Below are 10,313 nucleotides of genomic sequence, written 5' to 3'. Positions count from 1 at the left end.
AGAAGGTTTGAAAAAGAAATCAAAGATGCTTTTGAATTTGGCTCTTTTAATTTCGCAAGAGAAAGTTTGTCAATTTTAGACAACTTGCAACGAGCAAAAGACGCAATTAAAAACGATACTGCATTAAAAGATAACAAAGATTTAGATAAGTTTCTTGAAAATATCGATATTATAGAGAAAGATTTAGTATCAATTTTTGAAAAAAATAACATTAAGAGAATAGAAGCTAAAGGCAAAAAATTTGACCCCAATCTTCATCAAGCAATGACTGAAATAGAGGATGAGAAAAATGAAGCTGGATCAGTTATTCAAGAAATACAAACAGGCTATATGTTAGGACAAAGATTGTTAAGACCGGCTTTAGTAGGCGTCGCTAAGAAAAAAAATGCAAAAAGCACAGAAAAAACGTAAAAAAAGGGTGAAAATAAGCTTGTAGTAAGAAAAAAAGCACCCATATAAATCTAACATGAGGAACAATAATTATGAGTAAAGTAATTGGAATAGACTTAGGTACTACAAATTCTTGCGTAGCAATAATGGATGGTAGCCAGGCAAAAGTTTTAGAAAACGTAGAGGGTGCTAGAACGACCCCATCAGTGGTTGCATTCTTAGATAAAGAGGAAAAATTGGTAGGACAACCTGCAAAAAGACAGGCTGTAACTAATGCTGGTGATACAATTTTTGCAGTTAAAAGACTAATTGGTAGAAAATTCGATGGTCCATCTGTGCAAAAAGATATTTCTAAAGTCCCATACAAAATAATTAAATCTGATAATGGCGACGCTTGGGTTGAAGGAAGAGGAAAAAAGTATTCTCCAGCACAAATTTCTGCTTTTGTTTTGCAAAAAATGAAAGAGACAGCTGAAAAATATTTAGGTCAAGCTGTAACTAAAGCAGTAATAACTGTGCCAGCTTATTTTAATGACTCTCAAAGACAAGCAACCAAGGATGCAGGAAAAATTGCAGGTTTAGAAGTTTTAAGAATTATAAATGAACCTACCGCTGCTTCACTTGCGTATGGTCTTGACAAAAAAGGTGGAAAAAAAATTGCTGTATATGATTTAGGAGGCGGTACATTTGATATATCTATTTTAGAAATTGGTGATGGAGTTTTTGAAGTAAAGTCTACTAATGGGGACACCTTTTTAGGGGGAGAAGATTTTGACGACTCGATTGTAGAATATCTTGCTACTGAGTTTAAAAAAGATAACGGCATTGACTTAAAAACAGATAAGCTTGCACTACAAAGACTAAAAGAGGCGGCCGAAAAAGCAAAGATTGAACTTTCCTCTGCAGCACAAACTGAAATAAATTTACCTTTTATTACTGCTGACAAAACTGGACCGAAACATCTTAATTTAAAATTCACCAGAGCAAAACTTGAAGCTTTAGTACAAAGTTTAGTCGATAGAACTTTAGAACCTTGTAAAACCGCTTTAAAAGACTCTGGTTTTTCTGCAGCTGAAATTAACGAAGTAGTGCTTGTAGGCGGAATGACAAGAATGCCTAAAATTATAGAAACAGTAAAAAATTTCTTCGGTAAAGAACCAAATAAAAGTGTAAATCCTGATGAAGTGGTTGCGATGGGGGCTGCTATCCAAGGAGGAGTATTGCAAGGCGATGTTAAGGATGTGTTACTATTGGACGTTACACCTCTCTCATTGGGAATCGAAACTCTTGGAGGAGTGTCTACTAAATTAATTGAAAAAAATACTACGATACCAACTAAAAAAAGTCAGGTATTTTCCACAGCTGAAGATAATCAGCCCGCTGTGTCAATAAGAGTACTTCAAGGAGAAAGGGAGATGGCAGCAGATAATAAAATCCTTGGAAACTTCGAGTTAGTAGGAATAGCTCCAGCACCTAGAGGAACGCCACAAATTGAAGTTACATTTGACATTGATGCTAACGGTATAGTTAGTGTATCTGCGAAAGATAAAGGAACTGGAAAAGAACAAAAGATTCAAATTCAAGCCTCAGGTGGTTTATCTGATGAAGAAATTCAAAAAATGGTTAAAGATGCCGAAGCTAACAAAGAAGCTGATAAGAAGAAAAGAGAGACAGTTGATGCAAGAAACCAAGCCGATAGTTTAGTCTTTTCTACAGAAAAAAGTTTGAAAGAACATGGTGATAAGGTTTCTGCTGAAGAGAAAAAAGCGATAGAAAATGGAATAACTGATCTTAAAAAATCTTTAGAGGGAACAGACATTGAAGACATAAAGAAAAAAACACAAAGTTTAATACAGGTTTCTATGAAATTGGGTGAAGCTGTATATAAAAGCCAACAAAAACCAAATAAAGATGACAAATCTGATAGTGGGCCAAAAGATACTAAGCCTGGTGAAAAAGATAATGTTGTAGATGCTGATTTTGAAGACGTAAAAGAAGACAAAGAGAAAAGCGCCTAAGATAAAAAATAAGGAGACGTCCTGTGGCTAAAAGAGATTGTTATGATGTCTTAGGTATTCCGAAAGGTGCATCTAAAGACGATATTAAAAAAGCTTATAGAAAACTAGCCCTTAAATATCATCCAGACAAAACTAAAGGTGACAAAGCTTCTGAGGAAAAATTTAAAGAGGCAAGCGAAGCTTATCACATACTCTCTGATGACAAGCGAAAAGCTAATTACGATCAATTTGGTCACGCAGCTTTTGAAGGTGCAGGTGGAGGTGGTGGATTTCAAGGGTTTGGTGGATTTGATAGTTCATCTTTTTCAGATATTTTTGAAGATTTTTTTAGTGATTTTGGAGGAGGCGGTTCTTCAAGAAGATCAAGTAATAGAGGAAATGATTTAAGGTACGATGTCAGTATAAGTTTAGAAGAAGCATACGATGGGACTGAAAAAAATGTCAGATACACGACATATAAATCTTGTAAATCTTGCTCTGGAAGTGGTGCAGCGAAAGGTTCTAAGCCTATCAGATGTGATTACTGTTCAGGAAGAGGTAAAGTAAGAACTAATCAAGGTTTTTTTACTGTTCAACAAACTTGTCCGCAGTGTAGTGGATATGGTGAAATGATAGGAACACCTTGTAACAATTGTAGTGGAAACGGAAAAGTACAAGCCAATGAAAATGTAACAGTTAAAATTCCAAAGGGAGTTGATGATGGAACAAGAATAAGGCTTTCTGGCAAAGGTGAAGCTGGTTCGAAGGGAGGTTCTAGTGGAGATTTATATCTTTTTGTTTCAATAGATAATCATAATATATTTAAAAGATCAGATGAAAATTTGTATTATGAACTTCCAATTTCTTTTTCTGATGCAGCCTTAGGAACATCAGTTGAAGTACCTTCAATTGATGGGGGTAAGTCAAAAATTAAAATTCCTGCAGGGACACAACACGGAAAACAATTTAGATTAAAAGGCAAAGGTATGCCTGTCTTAAGAAGAAATATATTCGGTGATCTTTATATAAGAGTCGTCACCCAAGTACCAAGTTCACTTTCTAAAAGACAGAGAGAAATACTAGAAGAATTTAATGAAATTGAATCTAACAAGCCAGATCCAGCGATTAAGAGCTTTTTTGAAAAGGCTAAAAAGTTCTGGAAAAAAACATAATTAAAATGGAAACTGATCAAATAATGTCTGCAATATTTCTTATTGCAGTTCTTATTTTAATCTTACCTGGTTTTTTATCTACGAATAGTAAAATAAAACAATTTTTAAATAATTTATCAATATGGACTATAATTGTTCTAGCGATTATTATAATAATTTATTTAATTAAATAATGAAAAAAATTAATTTAACTATAACAGGTTGTATGGGTAGAATGGGACAGCAACTTGTAAAATCTGCAAATAAGAATAAAATTTTTAAACTCGTTTCTCTCACTGAAAATAGAAAAATAAATAAAAAAATTTCTGGAATGAAGCCTGAAATAAATTCACCTGCAGCTTTTGAAAAAACAAACGTAATAATAGATTTTACAGTTCCTGACTGTACGTTGGAAATTCTTAAAATGGCAGCAAAACAAAAAAAAAGAGTAGTTATTGGTACAACAGGGTTTACAAAAAAACAGGAAATTTTAATCAAAAATTTTTCAAAGAAAATTCCCATTCTTAAAGCTGGTAATATGAGCCTTGGGGTAAACTTGCTTATGTATTTGACAGAAATTACCTCAAAATCTTTAGGTAATAATTTTTTAAGTAAGGTACATGAAGTTCATCATAAACATAAAATTGATTACCCTTCTGGGACAGCTTTAATGTTAGGAAGAGGAATAGCGAACGGGAAAAATAAAAATTTTTATAGATTAATAGGTAAAAAATATTTAAATAAAAAAACTTTTCCTTACTCTCAAAAAATAAATTTTAACTCTATTCGTAAAGGTGAAGTAATTGGAGAACATGAAGTTAGATTTTCTAGTGGAAAAGAAATATTACGGCTTAACCACGAATCTTTTGATAGAGCCCTATATTCTGAAGGTGCCTTAACAGCAGCTACTTGGTTAATGTCTAAAAAAGCGGGTCTTTACTCTATGAGAGACCTACTTAACTTTAAGTGAACAATAAAAAAAAAGCTAATATTATTTTAAGGATATTAAATAAAACATATCCAAAAGTGCCTATACCTTTGAAATATAAAAACACTTTTACTCTTTTAGTTTCAGTTCTTCTCTCTGCCCAGTGTACTGATATAAATGTCAATAATGTTACAAAAAATATTTACCCAAATTATAATAAACCTCATCATTTTGTAAAACTAGGCAGAAAGAAAATTGAGAGATTAATAAAAAGAATTGGAATATTTAGAGTTAAAGCTAAAAGCATATTCTACTTATCAAAAACATTAGTTGAAAAGTATAAAGGTAAAGTTCCGAAAACTTACGAAGAGTTAGAACAACTTCCAGGTGTCGGTCATAAAACTGCAAGCGTTGTCATGTCTCAAGGTTTTGGGTTTCCTGCTTTTCCAGTCGATACACATATCCATAGATTAGCTCAAAGATGGGGTTTAACAAATGGAAAAAGTGTTGTTCAGACAGAAGAGGATTTAAAAAAAATTTTTCCTAAAAAATACTGGAATAAACTTCATTTACAAATAATTTGGTACGGAAGAGAATATTGCAAGGCCCGGGATTGTTATGGAATAACTTGTAAAATTTGTAAAAGCTGTTATCCAAATAGATCAAAACCTATTAAAACAAAAAAAGCTTAAATGAAAATCCTAGGAATTGGCAATGCAATTGTGGATGTAATTTGTAAAGTTGATGACAAATTTATTTCTCAGAATAACTTAATAAAAAGCACAATGAAACTTGTGGATGAGGCTGAATTTAAAAAACTATTATCAAGTCTTAAAATAGAAGACACCGTCTCAGGAGGATCAGTTGCGAACTCAATAGTAGGTCTCTCACAACTTGGAAATAAAGTTGGTTTTATAGGCAAAGTAAGTGATGATGATTTAGGTAATAAATATGAAGAAGGCTTAAAAAAAGAAAATGTGCAATATTTCTACTCAAAGAAAAAAGAAGAAGTTCCAACTGGAACTTGCTTGATATTAATCACGCCTGACTCTGAAAGAACTATGGTAACTTTTCTTGGTACTGCAGGAAGAATTAATGAGCAAGATATTGATAAAAATGCAGTCAAAGATAGTGAAATCTTATTTTTAGAGGGGTATCTTTGGGACGAAGGTGAACCCAAGAAAGCATTTGAAAAAGCAATTAATAATTCAAAAAAAGTTGCAATGTCATTATCTGATTTATTTTGTGTGGAAAGACATAAGCCACATTTTTTAGAGTTGGTAAAAAATAAATTAGATATTACTTTTGCAAATGAGCAAGAAATTATGTCACTTATTGATGTGAAAAAATTCGATGATGTAATCAATTTTGCCAAAAAAATAAATAAGTTAATAGTTATCACGCGGGGTGATAAGGGTGCAATTGCAATAAATAAAAATGAAGTTGTAGAGTGTCCTGCAAAAAAGAATCTTCAAATAAAAGATTTAACAGGTGCAGGAGATTTATTTGCAGGTGGTTTTTTGCATGGTTTGATAAACAATAAATCTACTAAAGAAAGTTTGGAAACTGGCACAGAAATGTCATCTAAAGTAATTCAAATAATAGGGGCTAGACTTAATTGATTAATTAAGGGATTTTTTATCTTTTTTTTCTTTTGAAACTTCCTTTTCCTTTTTTGGGTTTTACAACCCTTTTTCTATACTTTTTAGTAAATAAATCTAAAGCATATTTATTTCTTTTTTTCATAAGTGATAACCATCTTTACTGTTTAATATAAATTCATCGTCCATAAATTCGTCATTTATTTTTTTTCTCAATCTATAAATATGAGTTTCTACTGTATGAGTATCTGCTTCTGCAGAATAATTCCAAACAGATGACAAGATATCATTTTTAGATAATGGACTATTGTCATTTAATAGCAATTCTATGAGCTGTATCTCTTTTTCAGTCAAAATAATTGAGTTATTGTTTTTAATTAATTTTTTTGTATTTTTATTTAGTAGATAACTCTTAACTTTTATTGAAGAATTTTTTATAAATTTTTTTTTAGCAAAAATATTTTCTAATGTATTATTGATTTCATTTAAAGTTGTTGGAAGCTGTATAATGGCATCGCATTTAAGAGCTTGGTTTTTTTGAGTCGATAAGCATACTTTTAAAAAATCGCTTTTATTTATGATGTTTTTAATTTTTTTGTCTTTTAAGATTTCATCGTGAAATAATATTATATCATAACTAGCACTTGGAGCTGATATAAAATGATTAAACTTTAAAAAAGGCTTAAGTTCATTTAATGTAGAAACAAATGAATTAGAAGCATAAATCAAAACATTTAAACGATGCATATTAAGATAAATAAAAAATTTCTTACGTATAATAAATATAAAGTAAAATGTGCTTTAGGTAAAAGGGGAATTGGTGCAAAAAAGAAAGAAGGTGATAAAATTACTCCAAAAGGTCAATATAACATTAAATTTCTCTTATACAGAAAAGATAGAATTAAAAAAATCAAAACTGAATTAAAAAAGATTATAATAAAGAAAAATATGGGTTGGTGCGATGACCCAAGTTCAAAGAATTATAATAAATTAATACGCCTACCTGCAAAGAATAGTCATGAGAAACTTTATAAGTACGATAATTCGTATGATATTATTCTTGTTTTAAATTATAATATGAATCCAGTTAGAAATGGTAAGGGCAGTGCAATTTTTATTCATGTTGCGAAAAAAAATTATAAAAAAACTTTAGGATGTATTGCGATTAGTAAAATTGCTCTTTTAAAAATTATTTCAAAAATTAAAAAAAATACTATTGTTAAGATCTCGGACCAAAAATAGAACTTCCAATTCTTACAAAAGTAGATCCATGTAGAATTGCTTCTGGGTAATCTGCAGACATACCCATGCTTAATTCATTTAATGCTAATGATTTATTAAGTTCGTTTATTGATTGAAAATATTTTTTAGTTTGTTGATCGTTGGGCGGAATGATCATTAGACCAATGACATTAAGCTTTGCGCTGTTAATACAATAGTTATAAAAAGAGTCGATTTCATTAACAGGGACTCCAGATTTTTGAATTTCGTTTCCTATATTGACTTGAATAAAATATTTAAGTTCTTTACCCAAATTTATTTGATTCTTTGCTAAAGTATCTGCAAGTTTTTGGTTATCTAAAGAATGTATGTAATCAAATAGCTTAACTGCATCTTTAGCTTTATTGCTCTGCAATTTACCTACCATATGCAATTTAATATTATCATTATCTTTTTTAATAACTGTCCATTTAGAAATTGCTTCTTGAACTTTATTTTCTCCAAAATGTAAATGTCCGTAGTCTAATAAAGGTTGAATGTGTGTTATAGGAAATTTTTTACTTACAGCGATAACATTTACTTTTTTATCAGAACTAATCTTGTTAATATTGAGTTGTATTTTCTTAAAACTTTCAACTATGTTAGTCATATGTTTGCATATAAAAAAAAATATTTTTTAATTATTAAAAATATAAAAGATATTAATTTAAATAAAATAAAAAAAATTAACAAATTTGTCATAATTTATAGAAACGAAAAACCAAGTGAAAACTTAAGCTCCCTCATCAGATTTAGAAAAAAATGCAAAATAAAAGGTGTAGAGTTTTACGTAGCTAATAATACAAGGCTTGCTATTTTATTAAAATCTGATGGTTTATACATATCAGCATTTAATAAAAGTTTTAAACAATTAAATCTCATGAAACTTAACAAAAAAATTCTAGGATCAGCCCACAATTTCAAAGAGATTAGTGAAAAAAGAAAACAAGGTTGCTCTTACATAATATTATCAAAATTATTTAGTGTTGATTACGCTCCTTCAGAAAAATTTTACGGTGTTGTTAGGTTTAATTTAATTGGAAATCAAAAGAATTTGATACCCTTAGGAGGAATTAAACTTATTAATTTAAATAAAACTAAATTGTTAAATTCTGAGGGAATAGCAATTATGTCTGAGATAAAAAAAAAGCCGGCTATTTCTAGCCGGCTCTTTTAAATCAAGTATCTAACTTAATTAAAACGCTACTTTTACAGATAAAGTTCTTGTGTCATCATTACCTGTTGCGTAAGCTGCATTATCAGTTTGTGCATCTGTGAAACCAATACTCATTCCACCGATAGCATAACCAATGCTTATTGCAGTTGACTCTTGTCTTAAGTTAGCTGCTGCTGGATTGTGTCTTTGTGACTCATAATTGTTGTATGAGATCGAAAGATCATCATTTATTGCATAAGCAACACCAATGATTGTGTCTTTGTAGAACACAGCGTCAACTAATGCAGTAGCACCAGTTTCACCTTCATTGTGTACTTTCTTTTGCACACCAAAGCTAAATGGACCAGATGAGTAGTTTAATGCCGCTGTTACGTCAAACGCGTCATCAATATTAGCTACTGTGTTGTGGTCGTGTTCTGCAAAACCAGTTGTTAAAGTTGCACCGTCAAGGTACGAACCTAACACCGGTATGTCAGCTAAATTTGTTTTAATTGTTATTTCTGACATTGAACCTACTGCAGCATTTGTATCTGCTGAAGCTTCTTTTTCATTGTTCAAGTTTCCGTCCATTTTTGGCACGTACTTGTAGTTTACTGTACCTAAAACTGGAAGCGAGAACTTAGCACCAATACCTGTGTCACCTGCTGCGTCACCGATATCGTTGTATGTTCCTGAACCACTACCATTCGCTTCTTCAAAAGCAGTTGGTGTGATATCATCAATCGCGTCCATTGGACTTCCGTCAGATCCGATATTGATATCTACTAAACCACCTACGTTTCCGAAAGTAATTAAAGAGTTACCAAAATCTAAATCGTCACCAGTATCTTGCATTACAGAAACTGTCACACCGTTATCCAACTCTGTAGAAGCTGAGAATTTTAATTCTCTGTCCATACCAAGTGGGTTACCAGTAGTCGCGTCAGTTTCAGACTGGTAAGTTGCTTGAATACTACCTGTTACAGCTAATTCACCAGCGTTAGCTGTTGAAACTGCAAATAGGAAAGATAAAGCAACTAATATTTTTGATATTTTCATATTATTTCCTTTGTTTTATAAATTATTAATAATTTATTTATTAACTCCCGATTTATATATGAGTGAGGCTTTAAATTGCTTTTAATACTTAATAAAATGACCTTTTTTTTTGTATGTGTGGTATTTTTGCAACCCTTTAAAAATCTATATAATATTGGCTTTTTGAGCTATATAAGTAATATTATATTTAAATGAATTTCAGATATCTTACATCCTTAAAGTCAATCAAAAGTAGTATTAAATTTATAGTCTTATTATCATTAATTAGTGTTTTTCTGGCTAACTGTTCAGTACCAAATGCACTCAAACCAAAAAAAGTAGCTAAAGATAGACCTATCGGTGCTTTAGAGAGAGCTCGGCAGAATATTGAGCAAGGTAGAGGAATAAGTTTAAAAGATATGGCGGGGAAAAAATCGACTACTTATGAATTTAGTACTTCTAACCCTCTTTGGAGGGCTTCGCTTGAGACGATAGATTTTATGCCTTTAGCTACCGTAGATTACTCTGGCGGAATTATAATAACAGATTGGTATAGTGATACATCTAGTAACGATGACTCAATAAAGATTACTGTTAGATTTTTATCTAACCAGATTCAATCGAATAGTTTAAAAATAATTGTTCATAATAAAAAATGTAAGATAAATGAAAATTGTACTATAAGAGAAATTGACTCTAAAATTAAGTTTGAATTACAAAAATCAATTTTAGCAAAAGCAGTTTTAATAGAACAAGATTCAAAAAAATCTAAAAAGAATTAATTTAGAGCTT

At 30.9% G+C, this 10,313-nt stretch carries 13 protein-coding genes; 9 read left to right on the top strand and 4 right to left on the bottom strand.

What is annotated here, in order from left to right; genetic code table 11:
- The 6 genes from AMN78_RS03675 to AMN78_RS03650 all read left to right on the top strand — a co-directional run.
- A partial coding sequence (locus AMN78_RS03675; RefSeq protein ID WP_075534233.1) for a nucleotide exchange factor GrpE occupies positions 1-411 on the top strand: 411 nt, incomplete at its 5' end.
- A 71-nt stretch (positions 412-482) separates the two neighbouring features.
- On the top strand, positions 483-2,408 hold the full coding sequence (gene dnaK, locus AMN78_RS03670) for a molecular chaperone DnaK (protein ID WP_075534232.1): 1,926 nt from the start codon (positions 483-485) through the stop codon (positions 2,406-2,408).
- Positions 2,409-2,431: 23 nt separating this feature from the next.
- Positions 2,432-3,559, top strand: coding sequence for a molecular chaperone DnaJ (gene dnaJ / locus AMN78_RS03665; RefSeq protein ID WP_075534231.1), 1,128 nt, complete (start codon positions 2,432-2,434; stop codon positions 3,557-3,559).
- A gap of 172 nt (positions 3,560-3,731) precedes the next feature.
- On the top strand, positions 3,732-4,508 hold the full coding sequence (gene dapB, locus AMN78_RS03660; RefSeq protein ID WP_075534230.1) for a 4-hydroxy-tetrahydrodipicolinate reductase: 777 nt from the start codon (positions 3,732-3,734) through the stop codon (positions 4,506-4,508).
- The gene (nth, locus tag AMN78_RS03655; protein WP_075534229.1) at positions 4,505-5,158 is read left to right on the top strand and encodes an endonuclease III; all 654 of its coding nucleotides are present in this window, start codon (positions 4,505-4,507) and stop codon (positions 5,156-5,158) included. The genes dapB and nth overlap by 4 nt, the downstream gene beginning before the upstream one ends.
- The gene (locus tag AMN78_RS03650) at positions 5,159-6,088 is read left to right on the top strand and encodes an adenosine kinase (protein ID WP_075534228.1); all 930 of its coding nucleotides are present in this window, start codon (positions 5,159-5,161) and stop codon (positions 6,086-6,088) included.
- Positions 6,089-6,104: 16 nt separating this feature from the next.
- Here the strand turns inward: AMN78_RS03650 and arfA are convergent, their stop codons facing one another.
- The gene (arfA, locus tag AMN78_RS04135) at positions 6,105-6,212 is read right to left on the bottom strand and encodes an alternative ribosome rescue factor ArfA (protein ID WP_143323162.1); all 108 of its coding nucleotides are present in this window, start codon (positions 6,210-6,212) and stop codon (positions 6,105-6,107) included.
- Positions 6,209-6,814 carry a winged helix-turn-helix domain-containing protein gene (locus tag AMN78_RS03645; RefSeq protein ID WP_075534227.1) on the bottom strand — a complete coding sequence of 202 codons (606 nt, stop codon included), beginning with the start codon at positions 6,812-6,814 and terminating at the stop codon, positions 6,209-6,211. The genes arfA and AMN78_RS03645 overlap by 4 nt, the downstream gene beginning before the upstream one ends.
- Here AMN78_RS03645 and AMN78_RS03640 point away from each other — a divergent pair.
- Complete coding sequence (locus AMN78_RS03640) at positions 6,809-7,309, top strand: L,D-transpeptidase family protein (protein ID WP_075534226.1); 501 nt, start codon at positions 6,809-6,811, stop codon at positions 7,307-7,309. The two genes, AMN78_RS03645 and AMN78_RS03640, sit on opposite strands and share 6 nt — an antisense overlap.
- On the opposite strand, the gene AMN78_RS03635 is transcribed toward AMN78_RS03640, so the two are convergent.
- A complete protein-coding gene (locus AMN78_RS03635; protein ID WP_075534225.1) occupies positions 7,287-7,937 on the bottom strand; it encodes a YggS family pyridoxal phosphate-dependent enzyme in 651 nt (216 codons plus the stop codon). The two genes, AMN78_RS03640 and AMN78_RS03635, sit on opposite strands and share 23 nt — an antisense overlap.
- On the opposite strand from AMN78_RS03635, the gene AMN78_RS03630 reads away from it, so the two are divergent.
- Complete coding sequence (locus AMN78_RS03630) at positions 7,938-8,504, top strand: thiamine phosphate synthase (RefSeq protein ID WP_075534224.1); 567 nt, start codon at positions 7,938-7,940, stop codon at positions 8,502-8,504.
- Positions 8,505-8,522: 18 nt separating this feature from the next.
- Here AMN78_RS03630 and AMN78_RS03625 read toward each other — a convergent pair whose 3' ends face one another.
- Positions 8,523-9,542 (bottom strand): hypothetical protein, encoded by a 1,020-nt coding sequence (locus AMN78_RS03625; RefSeq protein ID WP_075534223.1) that lies wholly within the window; start codon positions 9,540-9,542, stop codon positions 8,523-8,525.
- 191 nt (positions 9,543-9,733) lie between these two features.
- Here AMN78_RS03625 and AMN78_RS03620 point away from each other — a divergent pair, with 191 nt between their 5' ends.
- Positions 9,734-10,303, top strand: coding sequence for a DUF3576 domain-containing protein (locus AMN78_RS03620; RefSeq protein ID WP_075534222.1), 570 nt, complete (start codon positions 9,734-9,736; stop codon positions 10,301-10,303).
- Positions 10,304-10,313 lie beyond the last annotated feature (10 nt).

Source organism: Candidatus Pelagibacter communis (genome assembly GCF_001179945.1).
Classification (GTDB): Bacteria; Pseudomonadota; Alphaproteobacteria; order Pelagibacterales; family Pelagibacteraceae; genus Pelagilacustribacter; species Pelagilacustribacter ubique_A.
Note: the sequence above shows the minus strand (reverse complement) of the source record. Positions and strands in the feature narration are given on the sequence as shown.

What these genes read in the sequence shown, in the direction of transcription:
- arfA (WP_143323162.1), bottom strand. Translation starts at nt 6,212, where the DNA reads ATGAAAAAAAGAAATAAATATGCTTTAGATTTATTTACTAAAAAGTAT.
- AMN78_RS03645 (WP_075534227.1), bottom strand. Translation starts at nt 6,814, where the DNA reads ATGCATCGTTTAAATGTTTTGATTTATGCTTCTAATTCATTTGTTTCT.
- AMN78_RS03650 (WP_075534228.1), top strand. Translation starts at nt 5,159, where the DNA reads ATGAAAATCCTAGGAATTGGCAATGCAATTGTGGATGTAATTTGTAAA.
- dnaK (WP_075534232.1), top strand. Translation starts at nt 483, where the DNA reads ATGAGTAAAGTAATTGGAATAGACTTAGGTACTACAAATTCTTGCGTA.
- AMN78_RS03620 (WP_075534222.1), top strand. Translation starts at nt 9,734, where the DNA reads ATGAATTTCAGATATCTTACATCCTTAAAGTCAATCAAAAGTAGTATT.
- AMN78_RS03640 (WP_075534226.1), top strand. Translation starts at nt 6,809, where the DNA reads ATGCATATTAAGATAAATAAAAAATTTCTTACGTATAATAAATATAAA.
- AMN78_RS03635 (WP_075534225.1), bottom strand. Translation starts at nt 7,937, where the DNA reads ATGACTAACATAGTTGAAAGTTTTAAGAAAATACAACTCAATATTAAC.
- AMN78_RS03625 (WP_075534223.1), bottom strand. Translation starts at nt 9,542, where the DNA reads ATGAAAATATCAAAAATATTAGTTGCTTTATCTTTCCTATTTGCAGTT.
- dapB (WP_075534230.1), top strand. Translation starts at nt 3,732, where the DNA reads ATGAAAAAAATTAATTTAACTATAACAGGTTGTATGGGTAGAATGGGA.
- AMN78_RS03630 (WP_075534224.1), top strand. Translation starts at nt 7,938, where the DNA reads ATGTTTGCATATAAAAAAAAATATTTTTTAATTATTAAAAATATAAAA.